The 18,257-nt window shown below is 57.8% G+C and carries 13 protein-coding genes; 5 read left to right on the plus strand and 8 right to left on the minus strand.

Translation table 11 applies throughout. From position 1 onward, the window contains the following. The first annotated feature begins 152 nt into the window (after nucleotides 1–152). Complete coding sequence (locus tag DWB63_RS17270; RefSeq protein WP_164879817.1) at nucleotides 153–638, plus strand: EF-hand domain-containing protein; 486 nt, start codon at nucleotides 153–155, stop codon at nucleotides 636–638. Nucleotides 639–922: 284 nt separating this feature from the next. Here the strand turns inward: DWB63_RS17270 and fliD are convergent, their stop codons facing one another. The 7 genes from fliD to DWB63_RS08250 form a co-directional block, all read right to left on the minus strand. Then, nucleotides 923–2,644, minus strand: a complete 1,722-nt coding sequence (gene fliD / locus DWB63_RS08220; protein ID WP_128328336.1) for a flagellar filament capping protein FliD — start codon at nucleotides 2,642–2,644, stop codon at nucleotides 923–925. Between the two features lie 9 nt (nucleotides 2,645–2,653). Next, nucleotides 2,654–3,847 carry a flagellin gene (locus DWB63_RS08225; RefSeq protein WP_128328337.1) on the minus strand — a complete coding sequence of 398 codons (1,194 nt, stop codon included), beginning with the start codon at nucleotides 3,845–3,847 and terminating at the stop codon, nucleotides 2,654–2,656. Nucleotides 3,848–3,863: 16 nt separating this feature from the next. After that, nucleotides 3,864–5,876, minus strand: a complete 2,013-nt coding sequence (locus DWB63_RS08230; protein ID WP_128328338.1) for a flagellar basal body rod C-terminal domain-containing protein — start codon at nucleotides 5,874–5,876, stop codon at nucleotides 3,864–3,866. Between the two features lie 24 nt (nucleotides 5,877–5,900). Beyond that, nucleotides 5,901–7,448, minus strand: a complete 1,548-nt coding sequence (locus DWB63_RS08235) for a flagellar hook protein FlgE (protein WP_128328339.1) — start codon at nucleotides 7,446–7,448, stop codon at nucleotides 5,901–5,903. A 41-nt stretch (nucleotides 7,449–7,489) separates the two neighbouring features. After that, entirely contained in the window at nucleotides 7,490–8,167 is a 678-nt protein-coding gene (locus DWB63_RS08240; RefSeq protein ID WP_128328340.1) for a FlgD immunoglobulin-like domain containing protein, read from the minus strand. After that, the gene (locus tag DWB63_RS08245) at nucleotides 8,164–8,793 is read right to left on the minus strand and encodes a sigma-70 family RNA polymerase sigma factor (protein ID WP_347231967.1); all 630 of its coding nucleotides are present in this window, start codon (nucleotides 8,791–8,793) and stop codon (nucleotides 8,164–8,166) included. The genes DWB63_RS08240 and DWB63_RS08245 overlap by 4 nt, the downstream gene beginning before the upstream one ends. A gap of 289 nt (nucleotides 8,794–9,082) precedes the next feature. Beyond that, the gene (locus tag DWB63_RS08250; protein WP_128328342.1) at nucleotides 9,083–9,949 is read right to left on the minus strand and encodes a flagellin; all 867 of its coding nucleotides are present in this window, start codon (nucleotides 9,947–9,949) and stop codon (nucleotides 9,083–9,085) included. 257 nt (nucleotides 9,950–10,206) lie between these two features. On the opposite strand from DWB63_RS08250, the gene DWB63_RS08255 reads away from it, so the two are divergent. From DWB63_RS08255 to DWB63_RS08270, 4 genes are read left to right on the plus strand one after another with little or no spacing between them, the layout of a single operon-like run. Next, nucleotides 10,207–10,917 (plus strand): response regulator transcription factor, encoded by a 711-nt coding sequence (locus tag DWB63_RS08255; RefSeq protein WP_128328343.1) that lies wholly within the window; start codon nucleotides 10,207–10,209, stop codon nucleotides 10,915–10,917. Continuing rightward, complete coding sequence (locus tag DWB63_RS08260) at nucleotides 10,918–12,828, plus strand: TonB-dependent receptor (RefSeq protein ID WP_128328344.1); 1,911 nt, start codon at nucleotides 10,918–10,920, stop codon at nucleotides 12,826–12,828. It begins immediately after the preceding gene. A 47-nt stretch (nucleotides 12,829–12,875) separates the two neighbouring features. Then, a complete protein-coding gene (locus DWB63_RS08265) occupies nucleotides 12,876–13,367 on the plus strand; it encodes a YfiR family protein (RefSeq protein ID WP_241648745.1) in 492 nt (163 codons plus the stop codon). Further along, nucleotides 13,360–14,919, plus strand: coding sequence for an ATP-binding protein (locus DWB63_RS08270; RefSeq protein ID WP_128328346.1), 1,560 nt, complete (start codon nucleotides 13,360–13,362; stop codon nucleotides 14,917–14,919). Before DWB63_RS08265 ends, DWB63_RS08270 begins: the two co-directional genes overlap by 8 nt. Before the next feature lie 242 nt (nucleotides 14,920–15,161). On the opposite strand, the gene DWB63_RS08275 is transcribed toward DWB63_RS08270, so the two are convergent. Beyond that, nucleotides 15,162–18,257 carry an efflux RND transporter permease subunit gene (locus tag DWB63_RS08275; protein ID WP_128328347.1) on the minus strand — a complete coding sequence of 1,032 codons (3,096 nt, stop codon included), beginning with the start codon at nucleotides 18,255–18,257 and terminating at the stop codon, nucleotides 15,162–15,164.

The raw sequence follows: 18,257 nt of genomic DNA on the forward strand, positions 1-18,257 counted from the left end.
ACATATATTACGTAACTGCCAACGCTCGGTGTCCGATGATTCAGGTGAGTACTCCGTCATTCGTTCTCAGCCCGCCCACGGGAAGGGGAGACTGTCCTTCGGCAGTTGCCGGGCTGAGCAATCCAGAGACGGATCAACTAAGGAGAATGTCAATGGAAATCGGATCAGTGAGTTCCATGACCGGCATGATGGGCATGCAGGGCGGCATGATGCAGGGGATGGAAAAACCCGATGCATCGGAAGCGTCCTCCGACTTCATCGATGCCATGGATTCGGATGGCGATGGCCTGTTGAGCGAGTCCGAGTTCGCGGTGGGCGATGGGGAAACCCAGAGCACGGAGGCGTTCGACGCCCTCGACACCAACGAAGACGGGTTTGTCTCCCAGGAAGAGCTTGAGGCCGACATGGAGTCCCGGTTGGGCAAGATGGCGGACCAGCTCTCTTCCGGAAGCATGTTCAGCGGGATTGAGTCCGGCGATTCAGACCAGTTTCAGCAGTTGCTGAATATGGTCGGATCGGGTTCCGGGCAGACCCAGGCGGGCGGAGCAGAAGCCTATGGCCAGATGCAGGAAGGGACATTCGACTTCGGCAGCTTGGGCGCCGATGTCTCTTCTTCCGGTCTGAGCGTCAGCGCATGATGACCAAGGTCGATCTCCGGAAATGATGCTCATGTGGAGCCACGGCTCCCGGCCGCGCCCCTGGGTGCGGCCGTTTTTGTCGTTATATCCCGTGGGAGGACCTATGCTGTTTCCGGTGGTGATGTCGGTGGAGCAACTGGAGCGTGTCCTGCTCAGGATGCGCGACGAAGGCCAAGCAACGCCGGCCTCCCTGGAGGATGGCCGGCGGTTGATCTGGGACAGTCGTGAAGAGGCTGATCCATGCGGCGGGGAAGCTCGGTCGTTCAGGCCTTTCGCCGATGGGATCAATCCAGTTGTGCCGTCAAAGAGGTGAGCAGGGAGCTCTGGTTTTCGTAGGAAGACAAGGTCGCATCCAATGCGGCGTATCTGCGCTCCAGCGAGGTCTCCAGGGCGTCGAGCCGTTTTTCCTCATTATATATCTGGTTGTCCAGGTTGGTAACCAGCTCCTCGTAGTTTTCGATGAGGAGCGTGATGGTTCCGGTCTCGGAGCTGGTCACGTCGTCCAGGGAGTCCGATAACTCACCGATCTTGCCTTGTTTTACACGGGCGGTGCCTTCGAAGTCGCCGTCCCCTTCGTCGGAAACGGACAGATAGAGCCCCTTTGACTTGCTGCCGGTGCCGAGAATGGTCCAGCCGTCAATCGAAGCCTCCTGGCCGTCGATGGTGGCCGAGACCAGCACGCCGCCGGACACTGTGTATTCCACGTTATGTTCACCGGCAGGAGTCACGCCGTCGATGACCGAGATGACCTGGAACCCCTCGCTGTCCGACTCGCCTTCGGATCGGGCAGCGAACAGGGCAGCCACGGCTGCCGGGTCATTGTCCAGTGCTTCTTCCAGTTCGTCTTCGTCCAGAATGAGCTGTCCGTACGTGTCCGATCCTTCATCCGTATCCGTTTCGAAGCCGATCTGCGAGAGTGCGGTGTAGTAGTCTCCGCCCGTATCTTCGTCATAACGTGTGAATCCCAGAGCTGAGGACGAAAGAATGGACTTCATCTCGTTGTAGACGATATCCAATGCATAGCTGTCGATGGTGTACGTCTCTTCGTCGGAATCCTCCTCCTCGGTCACCCTGCCCGTGAGCAGCTGAATGTCCAGGATGATCTGGTTCAGCTCTTCCGTAAATTCGGTGATGGTATCGAACATGTCGTCGGTGTCATAATCGATTGAGACCTGGATCGCTTCGCCGTCCGTGGTGCTCAGCAGGTTGAATTCTATGCCTTCCACCACGTCGTCGATGGAGTTGGAATCGCGTTCGATCCAATCGTCTGCGCCCGTGGGGAACCCGTCCACCTTGATTTGGGCGCTCTGGCCCGCCTGGGTGTTTTCAAATCCGGCCACGGACATGCCTGTCAATGTACCGGTGTCTGTGATGGAGATGGTGTTGTCGCTGCCGGCGTCCGTGCTCTTGAGGACGAGATAGTATCCGTCGCCGTCATCCAGGATGGATGCTTCGAACTTGTCGCGGGCATTCACGTTGCCGTTGATGGTGGTGACGAGTCCCTCCAGGGTGGTGCCGCCGGCGACATCGATGTCTATGGTCTCTCCGTCGAAATCAATGGACAGTGTTGTTGCCGAGCTGGCGACAACGGTCTCTTCAGAGTCGTATGCAGTTTCGGTGTTGACCCAGACGTCCTGCAGGGCAAGCTGGTTCACTATGATGGTGTGGATGCCCACGTCGGCATTGCCGTCCACGTCTACGTCCACCTGGTCGTCGCTCACGGTGCCTACCATGGAGTAGAACTCGTCCAGCTCATCCATGTCGTCCAGGGTGTCGTTGAAGTCGTCGATCGCATCTGAAAGCTGTTCCAGAAGGTCGATGATATATTCATTCTCTGCCTTCTGCGATTCGTAATTCTCCAACTGGTAGCTCTCGGCGTCGATGGTGGCGTCGATGATTTCCGAAAAGTCCGTACCGTTGCCCAGGCCGGAGAATGATATTTCGCCCGAGGTGGTGACAGGCTCGTAAGCAGTGACGGTGCTGGACAGAGATGAAACGTAACCCATAATTCCCTCCTAGATGTAGTCGAGCAGGCTCATGTTCATGATGTCCGCCGAAGAGCTGAGCACGGCTTCGTAGATGTAATTGGCCTGCTCCAGTTCGACGACCAACTGGGTGGCGTCGGCGTCCTCGATGCTGCTGATGCTGTTGTTGGTCAGTTCCTTGACCAGGGACAGGGACGTCTGGGTGTAAGTGGTCTTGTTTTCCCGGGCACCGATGTTTGCCGCGCCCGTTTCGACGTCTTCATGGCAGGTCTTCAGGTCCTCCAGGCATTCGGCCACCTTGTCGTAGTCGCCGGTTTCCATGTAGACGATGCAGTCGCTGATGGTTTCGAACAGGTTCGGGGATTCGTACGGCTGGCCCGTGGCCTGGTCCACGCCGCCGAAAATGGTGCTGCCCACGGTGTTCATGTCCACGGAAGTGTTTTCTGAAATGGAGACCGACATGGCCTCGCTGCTGCCGGTGTAGACAGCGGCCTCGCGCACGTAGAATTGCGTTCCGTTGCCGTCGTCGTCCGCAGTTGTCACCGCCGTGCCTGTGGCCAGTTCCGCCCGGCAGGTGCCCAGGTCGAGTTCCGTGTCACCCGCAGCCAGGGTGGCCGTGGTCCAGGAATCCCCGCCGTCCGTGGAATAGCTGTAATCCAGGGCATCGGTGCCGATCGTGCCGTCGCTGTCAAAGCGGACGGATATCGTGGAGTCGGTTTCGCCGGTCAGGGCAACGAAGTCGGTCGCCTCCAGGGAATCATTGGGCAGGGTGACGCCCAGTCCCATCTCGTAAGCGTTGTCGCCGGTGTCGTCCCCGGCAAAGACCGAATCCGAACCCATCTGGGTGTTGGCGATGGCGAACAGGCTGTCCATGTAGCTCTCCATTTCCAGGGCCATGATTTTGAGCTGTTCCGCGGTGTAAGTCTCTGTGGAGGCCTGCTCGGCAAGTTCCTGGGCCGCCGTGATCTGTTCGCTGGCCGTGAGCAGGACATCGTCGGCCATTCCCAGGTGTTCCAGGGCCACGGCGCAATTGTCGATATAGCCGCTCAAGGACTGCTGGTAGGAGCTCAGCTCCACAATCTTGCCCATGCCCGAGGGGTCGTCGGACGGGCTGTTGACCTTTTTCTGACTGGCGGTCATGGAGTTGAGCTTCGAGACATCGTTCAGGGCCGAATTCAGTTGGTTGAGCGATTGCGAGAAAATCTGTGATGTGCTGATTCGCATAATGGCTTTCCTTTGATCAGACCATGTCCAGGACGGTGTCCATCATTTCCCTGGTCACGTTGATGATTTGCGATGCTGCCTCGAATGCCTGCTGATACTTGGTCAGTTCGATGAGTTCTTCGTCCACGTTGACCTCGGTGGTCGAGGCCTGCTGTTCGTAAAGATATTCCGCAGATGTCTGGGCATAGGTCTGTTGGAGTTCCGCGCTGGAGGCGGCGGAACCCACGTTTGCCACCAGGGTGGCAAGGGCGCCGCTCAAGGTGGTTTGGGTGTTGCCCACGGTCGAGGTTTGTTCCGTTATGGTGGCCAGGATGGAGGCCACATCGTTGTTGCCGGTGGCCACCAATCCGTCGTCGCCGACAACCCCGGCATTGATGTGGGACGTGTCCGTGCTGACGTAACTGTCCACGGCAATGGTGCTGGCGCTGGTGCCGGTGAAATAGGTGTTCAGGCCGAGGGCGGCCATGAGGTTTGAGGAATCTCCGGCTATTTCGAAGCTCACGTCCGTGGCGGCTGAAATCTGGAGTTGACCGTCAGCCGTGACAGAGGCGGTAAGCTCACCGGCGAAGGCCGTGTTGATGTCGGCCACCACGTCGTCCAGGGAATCTGTGGCCGGGTCGACCGAGATGATGGATGAAGTGGATACATTGCCGTCGGCGTCGTAGGTCACCAGTTCGAGGTCGCCCGCCTGGATGTTGTCGGCGTAATTCAGACCGCTGTTGCTGAGCATGGCCGAGGAGTCGTCCACGGAGTAGCTGCCGGTCAGGCTGGTGTGGTGTTCCAACCCGGCGCCTTGGGAGTGCGCCGAGTTGACTTCCCAGATGAGGGCTTCGGTCAGGTCGTCCAGGTCGTCCAGGGTGGGGACCACCGTGTCGTCCCTGGTGTTGAACAACCCGGCCAGGCTGCCGCTTGAAGTGCGGCCGGAAACGCTCTGGCCGCTATCGTCGGTCAGGGGGGTGATGTTGGTCAGTCCTCCGTCGCCGGATTCCCAATACAGGCCGGACTTGGCCATGATGATGTACCGGTCTCCCTCGGCATGGTCCGTGGTGGCTCCGTCGAACCAGATTTCCACGCCTTCGATCTCCACGGACCCGTCCTGACCGTCTGCAGTGTAGAGCATGGTGTCGCCGTTTTCATCGGTCAGCCAGGTTTCGCCGCCGTCGGTGGAGACCTTGAACCGGGCCGTGCCGTCAGCGCCCGTGGAGACGAATTCCAGGAGCAGTTCCTCGCTGGAGGTGCCGGAGTATTCAAGGGTTCCGTCATAATCGGAATCGCGCATCAGGGATTCGTTCACCTTGGCGCTTTGGTATACGAGGCTGTGGGTTTCAGTGCCGTCCACCATGGTATATCCCTCCTCGGTCAGGATGGTGACCTGCCCGTTGGATTGGTACAAAACGTCCACGCCGATGAGGGCGTCGAGTTCCCGGATCATTTGCGAGCGGTCCGAGACGGCCTGCGTGTCGTCCGGGTTGATCGCGATGGCGGCGTTGGCCTCGGCGATGCCTTCGATGAGCTCGTTGGCCGTCGCCACTTGATCCTGTATTTCCGAGTTGATGGTTTCCACGGTCTGCTCCAGTTGCTCGGCTGTGGAGTTGAGGGCGTAGACAAGGGTTTCGGTGTCGCCGAGGAGGTCTTCCCGAGCGGACAGCGAGTCCGGGTCCGTGACCAGTTCGTTCCAGCCGTCGACGAAGTCTTCGAGGATATCGCTCAATCCCCCCTCGGACTGGTTGAGCAGGGAGTCGAGCTGGCTCAGGTAGTCCAGGGAGATGCTCTGGGTGGCGAGGTCCGAAAGGGCGTCGAGATACTGCGACTCCACGAACTTGTCCCACTCCGACTGGATGGACGTGATGTCCGCTCCGGTACCCACAGTAAGGCCGAGTACGGTGATGGAACTGCTGGTCTCGGAGACCACGGAGGTGCGTTGGTAGCCGGTGGTGTCCGCATTGGCGATGTTGTTGGACGCATTGTTTACGGCCACCTGCGCGTTTTGGAGCGCTGTTTTCCCTATGTTCCACAGATTGTTTATCATCTCGCCCTCCTGGCTCAGGTTGAGCTATCGCTTCATGCCTATGGCGGTCGTGAGCAGGGTGTCGGCTGTGGTGATGATCTTGGAGTTCGCCTGATAGGCCGCCTGGATAATGATCAGGTTGGTCAATTCCGTGGCGGTATCCACGTTGGACTGCTCCAGGGCGTTGGAGGCGATGGTGCCGAATCCGGCCGATCCGGCGGTGCCGATGTAGGCCTGTCCTGATTCCATTGTGGCGGAATAGAGGTTGCTGCCTTCGGCATACAGCCCCTGGGTATTGGTGAAGTCCGCAAGGCCGAAGGTGAACAGTTCCTGGCTTTGCCCGTTGGTGTAGGAGCCTTCGAGCACCCCGTTTTCATCGATGGTGATGTCGACGAGCACACCCGGTGCGTAGCCGTCCTGGGTCAGGGAATACGTGGCGGAACTGGAGGTGGTGCTTGTGGCTGCGCTGGTGGCCAGGATGCCGGTGTTGAAGGCGGGCAGGTCGTCGACGTCCGTGGCCGCATTCAGGTCGTCCAACGAGGTGATAGTGGCGGAGTTCCAGCCCGTTCCCGTGGCGTAATCCGAGTTGGAGATGCCGAAGTTGAGCGTAATCGCCTGGTTTTCGTCAGAACCGGTGAAGTTGGCTTCGAAGATGGGCAGGCCGTCAGTGTCGAATTCGGCCAGAACCCAGTTCTCCTCAGCCAGGGGATTGGTGGTGTCCGTGGGGGTGTCCGACAGGGTGAAGGCGGTCATGGCTTGCAGATCGCCGGAAGATGAGAACGTCAGGGTTCCGGTCATGAGCATTCCCGCGCCGCTGGTGGTGTCCATGTCCGTTCCGGCGAAGTCGCGCATGTCTTCGCTGGCATCGCATGTGACTACGTATTCCCAGACGATGGAGCCGTCGCTCGTCTCTACGGGGTCGTAGTAGACCGAGAGATCATGGGAAGCGCCGTTTTCGTCGTAAACGGTGATGGTGGTGGTGTAGGCGTACCGCGAGTCGTCGAGGGCCGGATCGGATGTGCCGTCATAAACATTGAACAGGGCCGCGTAGGGGTTGGTGGTCGAGGTGGTGTTGTCCGTGGAGGTGGAGTCCAGATTCACGGCAAACTTGACGGTACTGGTGGCCTGCGGCGGGGACTGCGAATTGTCCAGTTGGATGTCCACCAGGCCGCCGGTGATGGAGCCGTCTTCCGTCACCCAACCCTGGACCCTGTTGCCGTGGGCATCCACAAGGTAGCCGTCCGTATCGAATTCGAAGCTGCCGTCCCGGGTGTAGTAGGTGTTGCCGGTGTCGGGGTCCTCCACGATGTAGAATCCGTCGCCGTTGAGGGCCACGTCAGTGACCGTGTTGGTGGTGGTGTAGGCACCCTGCGAGAAATCCGTGGAGATGGAGGATACGGCCACGCCGTTGCCGACCTGGTCGGCGGAGCCTCCGGCATAGACCGTGGAATAGAAGACGTCTTCAAACGTGATGGTCGAGCTTTTGTAGGCCGTGGTGGTGGAGTTGGCGAGGTTGTTACTGACCACCGAAGTGGCCTTGCTCTGGGCCTGGAGGCCGGAAATGCCGGTGTACATGGATCCGGTGATACTCATGGTGAATCTCCTTGAATATTGGGCTTGGGAAAAGGCGCTTGTTACTCGGTTGCGTAAGTCACATCAGTCATGTTGACGGTTCGGCCGTCGGCAAGGGTCAGGATGACGCCGTCGTCGGTTATGCTGAGCCCCGTGACAGTGCCTGTGGTGGTCGTGGTGCAGGTGACTTCATCACCGTCGGAATTGGTGGCTGTGGCAACGATGTAATAGTTTCCGTCGTCGGCTTCGTTGCCGTCGTAGTCGGTGCCGTCCCAGACAAATGCGGTGGTGCCCGCATCGACGTCCGAGAACAATTGGCTGTCCACGATATTGCCGCTGGTGTCGTAGACGTTGACGGTCAGGTTCGCCGAGTCCTCTTCCAGCGTGAGGTACAGGCTGGATATGTCGTCGCCGGATTTGTTGATGGTGTACCCGGACGCCTCGACCTGCTTGCCCAGGTAGTCCAGGCCGTATGTGGCGGACATGGAGTCCAGGCTGTCGGTCAGGGTGTCCATTTTATCGTTCAGGTCCGACAATTCCGAGAGCTGGGAATACTGCGTCATCTGATCGACCATCTGCGAGTTGTCGACCGGATCGGTGGGGTCCTGGTACTGCAACTCCGCGCACAGCAGCGTGATGAAGTCATCCGAAGTCAGCGAGGTGCTGCTCTCTGTGGTGGCGGTGGCCGCGGTACTCGCCGTAATGAGGGAATCGTAATAGCTGGTGGTATCAACCGTCATGAGACTTTCCTCCTTGTCTCGTCCGCCCGGTCCTGGATCGCTTCCAGCGGCGTGGCGGTTCCGTAATGATTGCGCAGTCTGTCCAGGGCCTGGAATTTGATGCTGCGAACCGTTCTCGAAGTGATGTTCAGGGCGGCGGCGATTTCGCAGGCAACCATCCCTTCCTTGAAGAAGAGGGTGATGACTTCGGTTTGCCTGTTGGTCAGCACGCCTGCGGGCAGACTGAACAGGGTGGTGTCGATGCCATCCTGGGAACAGAGCTTTTCGGAGTCGGTGAGAATGGACTCCATCCAACGAAGTTTCTTTCTATAGTAATCGATGGCAGTGGTTCTGCAGATGATGTTGAGCCAGGTTATGAATGAACTCTTTTCGTTGTTATATTTCGATATATAGTCGTTCTTGAAAATTTTTAGCGCTACTTCCTGATATATGTCGTCAATTTCAGAGTTATGAAGCTTGATATTCTTTGCTTTAATGAAATTAGTGATGAGTTTATATATCAACTTAGAGTGTTCTCTGAATAGTATATCGTATGATATGGTGTCATACTTCTTTGTTAATTCAATTATTGTACTGTTCATGTTGCACCTCTTACATGGAATCAAAGCAACCAAGATGCCGAACATAATAAATATTGTGTAAGTTTATATTGAGTAATGGTTGAGAATTGTTAGTTGTCAGTTAAGTATGTTTGCCATTCGAGTGTTGAAAAAAGACAAAACAAATAAAAATTAATGTTGTTAGGTGGATATCTTGGCTGAATCAGGGCGTTGCCGCGTCCGGGGAGGGGAGTAGGCGATTATTTCCGGGTGAATGGGGAAAAATGTGCAACCTGTCGGGGGTGCCAGGCGATATAAACGTTGAGGGCCGGTCCGGTAGGATCCGGGCCGGCCCTCAGGTTGGAGAAGGAGTGGGCTAACCGCCGATAAGCGACAAGGCCATCTGCGGGAGCGAGTTGGCCTGAGCGAGCATCGATACGGCAGATTGGGTTATGATCTGCTGCTTGGTGTACTCTGTCATCTCGGTGGCTACGTCCACATCGGAGATACGGGATTCCGAGGCCTGAAGGTTTTCGGACTGGATTTCAAGGTTGGAGATGGTGGCTGAAAGCCTGTTTTGCATGGCGCCGAGGTTGGCGCGGACGTTGTCCTTGGACACGATGGCTGCGTCCAGGGCTTCAAGGGCGGCTTCTGCTGCCGCCTGGGTGGAGACCACTGCGCCAGCGGAATCGGTCGAGGCGGAGGAGCCTACGCCGAGGCCCAGTGACGATGCGGTGCAGTTGTCGATGGTGACATCGTACTTGTCTTCGGCAGCGTCGTTGCCGGTACCGAAGTGGACGGTGATGCCGGTGGAGGACAGGTTGCCGTTGAGCAGGTAGATACCGTTGAAGTCCGTGGCGCTGGCAATTCGGGTGATTTCCGAGGCCATGGCCTGATACTCCGAATCGATGATCAGGCGTTGTGCATCGGTGTACGTTCCGGTGGCAGCCTGTTCCGCCAGTTCCTTCATGCGAATGAGCTTCTCATCGATGACGGACAGCGCGCCGTCAGCGGTTTGGATCATGGAAATGCCGTCGTTGGCGTTTCTGACCCCCTGGTTGATGGTGGAGATGTCCGACCGCATCAGTTCGCGGACTGCCAGGCCAGCGGCATCGTCGGCCGACGAATTGACGCGAAGGCCCGAAGAGAGCCGTTCCGTGGATGTCCCGAGTGCGCCGTAGGCGTTGTTCAGGTTCCGCGCAGCCGAAGTTGCCATAATGTTGTTGTTGACTACGAGTGCCATAATTCCTCCTTGAATGGTTATGCTTCCTTGCATTTTCTCTGTCACAACGATCAGAGAACCCAATTTGCCTATTTATACGTAAGCAGACTGAGTAAACGTTCATGGAGGAAAAAACTGCCGCGTATGGCGAGTGTTGTAATGATTTGTGTTTGTGTATTGAAAATTATTGTTTCTTAATGTTATTAATACTTCTTTGCATAATATTAATTTCATAATCCGTTCTGAATGTTTAAGATGTGTTGAAAAGGAGTGTTGCGATGCATGATCTATTGCTGATCGACGACGATCCGGAGCTGGCGGAGCTGCTGAAATCCTATCTCAGTAGTGAGGGGCTCAGTCTTGATGCGGTTGGTACGGGGAGTTCCGGACTGGAATTGGTGGGAAAGCATGATTATGAACTCGTGCTTTTGGATGTGGGATTGCCGGATACGAGCGGCTTCAATGTCCTGACCCAGTTGCGGGCGCAGTCAAGTGTGCCGGTCATCATGCTGACAGGACGGGGAGAGGAGATCGATCGGGTGGTTGGTCTTGAGATGGGCGCGGACGATTATGTGTCCAAGCCGTTTCAGCTTCGTGAGCTGTTGGCCCGGATCAGGGCAGTGTTGCGGCGGTACGGGACGGTCTCGACCGAAGAGGTGCCCCGCAAAGGAGTGAAGCCCAAGCCGGATATCGAGATAGGGGATGTCTCATTGAATCGTAACGCCCGGCACATGACCCTGGGCGATGCGCCCGTGCACCTGACTTCGACAGAGTATGACATCCTGGAAATGCTCGCCCTGAATATGGGAAACGTGGTCGAGCGCAACAATCTCATGGAAAGTGCCTTGGGCCGGAGTGATGATTTCGACGACTACGTGCTCAATGTGCACATGAGCAACCTTCGAAAGAAGCTCGGCCAGCATGTCAGCATCAAGACCATACGTGGACGGGGTTACCTCCTCGCCGTGCCCCATCATGGAGCCGTATAGATGCAAACCAGCCGCATATGGCCGGTTCTGTTTATTGTTCTCGTAGTGTCTTTGACGTTCGGGTCGGCCTGTGCTTCCGATGACGAGCACCTGGCGACCCTTGATCTTGAAGAGTTGATGGAGGTCGAGGTGGTCACGGCTTCCCGCCGGACCGAACCTTTGTCGCAGATCCCCGGTGCGGTCATGGTCCTCACCGAGGAGGACATCTTCCGGTCCGGTGCCACTTCTCTGCCCGAGGTTCTCAAGCTTGTGCCCGGCGTGCACGTGGCCCAGATAGACACGAACACCTGGGCTGTGGGTATACGCGGTTTCAACGGCCTGCTCAGCAACAAGCATCTGGTCCTGGTTGACGGCAGGCCCATCACGTCGCCGGTCATGAACGGGGTGCAGTGGGGAAACACGGTTCCCCTTAGCCTGATCAAGCGTATCGAGGTGGTGCGGGGCACACGGACGAGTTTGTGGGGGGCCGAGTCTTTCACCGGGGTCATCAACGTCATTACCAAGACCGCTGCCGAGGTCCGGGGCGGCCAAAGCGTGACACAAGTCGGCACTACCGGTGTGGAGCAGACCGTTCGGCAGGGCAGTGAGATCGGGGAAAATGCCGATCTTATGGTTTATGGTAACGGGGTGTACAAGAGTGGAAACTGGCTTTCGAATGAAGAAGGTGACAGAAGCGGACGCGAATGGAGCAAGTTTCAGAGCGGTGCGCGTGCGGATTGGGAAAACGCCTTCACCGATGCCCTGTCCCTGCAATGCAACCTGACGGGGACGCATGTCAACGAAGGAACCGGAGGTCCCGACAAGGCGGGGCCGAAAGGGTCCAGGGACGATATAAACGGGTACGGCCAGTTCGTCTGGGACCGGGCCACCGGCCTTGATTCCAATCTTCACTTCAGGACTTCCTACACCCGGGAGACCGCCCGACTCGCTGACATGGAGGGCGGTACCAATGTTCTGGACGCCGAGTTTACTTCCGCCATGGAGCAGGCAGGTCGGCACAGGCTGACCTGGGGGATTGGCAGCCAGTATTTCTGGGACGACATGAGCGGTGGTGACAACACTTCCATCGACAGGCAACGGATTTATACGCTGACCGCCAATGGATTCATACGGGACAGAATCACGTTGGTGCCCGAGAGCCTCTACCTTATTCTCGGTTCCAAGGTCGACTATCTGGGTGAACCCGTTCTGGAGGTCCAGCCTACTGTCAGGATGCTCTACACCCGGGAGGATTCCGAATACTGGCTGGCTGTTTCCAGGGGCGTGCGGGCGGACACTCGCTATCAGCGCAGCGGTTCCTACACCTTCGATCACAGGGGCACGCGGTATACTGTCGTGGCTCCGGGTGATTTGAAAACTGAGAAACTCATTTCCTATGAGGCGGGCTACAGGCAGGCCCTGACCCCGAATGCCCGGCTGGACGTATCGCTGTATGTCAACGACTACTCCGAATTGATCATGCTGGATATCGACGATGTGAACCATACGGCCACGTTGGACAATTCCCTGAAGGGGACGGCTTACGGTTTTGAATCCCTGTTCGAATGGAAGGCGACGGACTGGCTGACCCTGCAACCCTCGGTCAGCATCATCTATCAGAACATATACGGTTCGGATTCCAGTCTTGCGGGCGACTCCATGCCCGAGGAGGGACTCGGCAGCGAGGTCAAGCTTCAGGTCATGACCACCCCCATGCCCGACGTCGGTGTCGACGTCCAGTTGGGGTATATCGACAGCCCGGATCAGCACCGGCTTCCTGGCTACTTCAGCCTTGACGGGCACGTCTCGTGGAGGGCGTCCGACACGCTTTTGCTGGAACTCATAGGCAAAAACCTTGCCGGTTCCCATGAACAGTTCTCCGATCTGGCCGTTGGCCCCAGCCTGGATTGCCGGATCACGTGGGATTTCTGATGCGTGTATTGAGGGCGCTGTTTTGCCTGGGCCTGATGTGGGTTTTCATGTTCCCATCCCTTCCGGCCGCAAGTCAAGGGAGGCGGTTGACCGCCAACCTGGATCAGTTGCGCGCACTCTACGTGCAACGGCTGGTGAAGTATGTCAATTGGCCCGACGGTGTCGGCCCGAAGCCGGGGGAACCTTTCATTGTTGCGGCCACCGATCCCGCCAGCCTCAGGCCCTATTTCGGAAGTCCGGCCGGTTCGGTCCGGTTCAAGCTCGTGCAGTGGCCTGCCTCGGATTTCCATGTCCTGGTTCTGACCGGCGCCCCTGATCGGGAGATTTCCGCCATCCTGAAACGGGTTGCCGATCTTCCGATTCTCACAATATCCCAGAACCCTGTCCATCTCAGGCAGGGGGTCATGGTCAACTTCTATATGAACAACGGCAAACTCAAATTCGAGATCAATCCGGCAGCCGCTAAGAGGGGCGGATTGTCCATCAGCTCCCGGCTGCTGCAACTGGCCAGAATATATCAGGGTGAAGCCGATGATTGAGAAGAATGTCACTCCCCTGGGCCGGAAGATCGTGGCCGCGACTCTCGGCATTACCCTGCTGGCCCTGGCTTTGAGCTTCCTGCTGAACATCATCCCGACGGTTTACTCGTATAGGCGGGGTGCCGTGGAGAGAGCCCTGTCCACGGCAGATCTCATGGCCGTTTCCTTGGGGCCGTCCGTGGACTTTCACGATCCGGCGGCGGCGCAGGAGAACCTGGCGACACTGTCTCTGATTCCTGTTGTAACCGGGGCCGCCGTCTTCCTGAATGACGGAACGCTTTTTGCCTCCTACGGGAAGCCTCCGGTTCTGCCGGTGTCCGGTGAATTCGGCGTGAGCACGACCTTGACCGCGCTGACCGTGGTCACCCCCATACAGGCCGAACAGCCTGGAAATGCGTTGGTTATAACCGTGTCCATGGGGGAGCAGGGGGCATTGTTGCAAGGCTATCTTTTCTCTGGAGCGATCATCTTGTTTGGTGTGTTTATCTTCTGCTTCAAGCTGGCCGGGGTGATACGGCGCAAGCTGGGCGACCCCCTGCACGAACTGACGTCGGTGGTCCACAACATATCCAGAAGTCGTGATTATTCCCGTCGAGTCAATCACGAGAGCAACGATGAACTCGGCGTACTTGTGACGGAGTTCAATGCCATGCTCAAGCGGATCGAGGACAGAGACGCCGAGTTGAGCCGCTATCGTGAAAGTCTCGAACAGCGGGTGGAGGAGCGCACCCTGCAACTCAAGGCAAATCAGCTTGAACTGCTCCAGAACAACCGGCGGCTTTTCATGGAGATTCGCAAGCGGGCTCAATCCGAGATGATCCGGGAAGAGGTGGAGCGCATCAATAGGCACGATCTGAAATCAGGCCTGAGCTTGGTCATCGGCTACCCCGAACTGCTGCTCAAGGAAGGCGGGCTCAACGCCCGGCAGGAAAAGCTGATCAAGCGCGTCCGGGCGGCCGGGTACAGGATGCTGGACATGATCCGAAATCACCTCGACATGTTCAAGATGGAGAAGGGTGTTTACTCCCTTAACCGTTTGCCCATCGATTTGGTCCAGACCCTGTGCGACCTGGAGGAGGAATTCAATCCGCAATTGACCAGCAGCGGTGTGAAGCTGGTTATCGAATTGGATGGTCGGGACGTGGTCGGTGACGAGCAGTTCATCATATCCGGGGAGGGGCCGCTCATGCGGACAATGTGTCGGAACCTCATCCAGAACGCCATTGAGGCTTCCGCTCCGGGCGATAGCGTGATCGTGTCCATGGAGCAGGATGAGCGGAAGCATCTGACGGTCTCCAATCCGGCGGTCGTGCCCCAAGAGATCCGCGAGCGGTTCTTCGAGAAATATGTCACTGCGGGCAAGGAGAATGGAACAGGGCTGGGCACCTATTTTGCTGCGCTCATCGTCAAGACGCATGGGGCTGATATCACTATGAAAACCAGCGATGAGTCGGGCACCACCTTGCGTGTCTCATTTAGGGGGCGTGCCGGGGATTCAGCCCTGAAATTCCACCCGTTGCCGCCAACCGACAGCCATGACTCCCCCCGCTGATTTTTGGTGACGGGTGCCGTTCGAGCGATTTGGCCGTTATTTGAATTGTTGAATCCCGTCAGGGAAAAAATATGGCAGTCTCGCAGAGTGAAAGCCGGTGGGATTGACCCGGCACAGCTTTTGAAAAGATAGCGGCAGGATGGGGTCATGGTCCAGGAGCGGGCTGAAGTTTGCAAGGCCTCACAGTCAAAGGGCAGCCCCGCATATGCGGAGCTGCCCATGTTTTTTGAGGCGAGCAGGCGTTATCCGGCCGACGGAATGTCGCTCCCCTGTTTCACGACATCCGCACTCCATGCATATCCCTTGAACTTCTGGCGGAAGAACAGGGAGTACAGGACCGGGCACAGCACCAGGGTCAGAACCGTGGCGAAGGTCAGGCCGGACATGATCAGGTTGGCCATGGGTCGCCACATTTCACCCCCCTGCAACGAGAGCGGGACCATGCCGATGACGGTGGTGGTGGCGGTCATGATGATCGGCCGTGCACGTTCCATGGAGGACAGCACGATGCTGTCGGCCAGGGAAAGGCCGCGCCTGCGCTGTATCTCGATGCGGTCGATGAGCATGATGGCGTTGTTCACGATGATGCCGAGCAGGGAGATCATGCCGAGCATGGGCATGAATCCGAACGGCGCATTGGTGAGGATCATGCCCGTGGTGATGCCGATCATCATGGGGGGCAGGGTGAGCAGGATGATGAGCGGGCGGCGCAGGGAGTTGAACTGGAAGATGAGCACCAGCACCAGCAGCCCCATGGCCAACGGCATGTTGGCGTTGATGGCCTCCTGGGACTCCTGGGTCTTTTCGAACTCGCCGCCGTATTCGACGGTGTAGCCGAGGGGCCAGGTCTTGTCGGTCATGTATCCGTCAATGACCGGCCTGATGTCCTTGAGGATGGACAGGGCGAAATAGCCGTCGGCAACGTCGGCCTTGACGGTGATGGTCCGCGTCTGGTCCCGGCGGCGCACGTCGGAAGGCTGCCAGTCGAGCCGGGTGGTGGCCACCTGGCTCAAGGGTACGCTGGTCCCGTTGTCGTATGAGTAGACATTGATGGAATCTATCTTGTCCAGCCGTCCGCGGAATCCTTCGTCATTGCGGAGGACAATGGGGATGATGGTGTCTCCTTCGCGGTAATCGGAGGCGCGCAGGCCGCTCATGCTGGTCTGGAGGGATACGGCCACGTCGAAGCTGGACAATCCTGCTTCCCGCGCCTTGTCCTGGTCCACTTCCACCAGCAATTTCTTGGTCCACTGTCCCCAATCGTCCCAGACGCGAGTGATACCGGCCTGTTTTTCTACCAAATCCCCGATCCTGTCGCGCAGGGAGTACAGGGTCTTGATGTCCGGACCGGTGATGCGGATCTGGAGCGGTGCGCCCACTGGTGGGCCGTTCATGAGTTTCTTCAGGCTGAAGTCCGCATCAGGGAAGGCGTTTTCCAGTTCAGACCGGGTGTCCGCCATGATGCGGTCCACGGATGCGACGCTTTTGGTATTGACTATGAAGGTGGCGAGGTTGTCGTTCTTCTGCTCCAGGTTCAGGGGCAGATACCAGCGTGGACCGCCGTGGCCCACGATCACGCCCACGCTGACCACATCAGCGTCCGCCTGGAGGAATGCTTCCAACTTTTCAACCCGTTCGGAAGTGGCCGTGATATCCGTGCCGTAGGGTTGCCAGAAGTCGATGGTGAACTGGGCGCGTTCGTTGGGCGGGAAGAACATCTTGGGTACGAATTTGAAACCCCAGAATGAGACGCCGCAGGCGATGACGACCACGACCAGAAATGCGGTGCGGTTTTTCAGGCAAAACAGCAGCAGGGCGCGGTAGCCACGGTACATTTTGCCCGCATAGGTGGGGATCGAAATCTTGGGTTTGAGCACATAATAGCACATCATGGGCACCAGGGACATGGACAGTCCCCATGAGCAGAGCAGGGCCAGGGAGACCACGATGAACAGGGAAAAGCAGAATTCTCCGGTGGCGTTCTCCGCCAGCGGGATGGGAAGGAACGCGAATACAGTGGTCAGGGAAGCGGCCAACAGGGGCATCCACAGTTCGCTCACGGCACCGGTCACGGCCCTGAGGCGTTCTTCACCGGAAGCCAGGCGCACCAGGATGGCCTCGGAGACCACCACGCCGTTGTCCACCAATATGCCGAGGGATATGATCAGCGAGGCAATGGAAATGCGTTGCAGTCCCACGTCGAACAGGGGCATGAGCGCGACGGTGCCGAGCATGGCCATGGGCACCAGCGAACCGGCGATGAGGCCGGTGCGGAGTCCTGCGAAGGCGAGTATGATAATGACAACGAATCCGAATGATTCAAGAAGGTTGATCATGAAATCGGTGATGGCCGTGTCAACGTAATCGGGTTGGAAGACCACGATGTCGGTTTCCAGGCCGTGGTACATGTCCTTCTTCAATTCGGCGAGCTTTTGTGTGACGCGGTCACCCAGGACGGTAATGTTGCCGCCGTCGGCCATGGACACCGCGAGCATGAGGCAGGGCTGGCCGTTGAAACGGGTCATGGTGGAGGGCGGGTCGGCAAAGCCGCGCGAGATGGTGGTCACGTCCGCGAGCCGGATGGAGCTTTTTTGTCCGGCCGGGCGGACGGCAAGGGCGTGGATGTCGTCCACTCCTGAAAATTCGCCTGAGGGTTCGATGACGATGCGCTCAGGCCCCACCTGGCTGGACCCCGAAGGCTGGATGGTGTTCTGGTGATCGATGATCTGGGCCAGGGCAAAGGGGCTGATCCCGGCTGAGGCCATGCGGGAGTTGGTGAAATCCACATAGATGCGTTCATCCTGAACGCCCCACCGGTCCACCTTGCCTACCCCGTCCACCTTGAGCAACTGGTCGCGCATGGTGTCGGCGGTGTCCTTGAGCTCCCTGTAAGAGAACCCGTCGCCGGTCAGGGCGATGAGGATGCCGTATACGTCGCCGAATTCGTCGTTGACCAGGGGCGTCTGGGCTTCGGACGGCAGTGAGGCCTGGGCATCCGTGACCTTGTTGCGGAGCTTTTGCCAGACCGGTATCATATCCTTGCAAGAGTCGTGGAATTCGACCTCGAGGATGGAAAGCCCGGTCATGGACTGGGATCGCAGAGCTTTGAGTTCGCTCATCTCACGGATTTTTTCTTCGAGTTTGTCCGTGACCAGTTCTTCCACCCGTTGGGGGGATGCGCCGGGAAATACCGTGGTGACCAGGGCCGTGCGGATGGTGAAATCCGGGTCTTCGTCCTTGGGGATGTTGACGAACGTCATCAAGCCGCCCACTGCAATGATGAGGAACATCGCGATGGAGGTACGGTTGTTCTCGATGCACCATTTTGCGAGATTCAC

This window comes from Pseudodesulfovibrio sp. S3 (assembly GCF_004025585.1).
Classification (GTDB): Bacteria; Desulfobacterota; Desulfovibrionia; order Desulfovibrionales; family Desulfovibrionaceae; genus Pseudodesulfovibrio.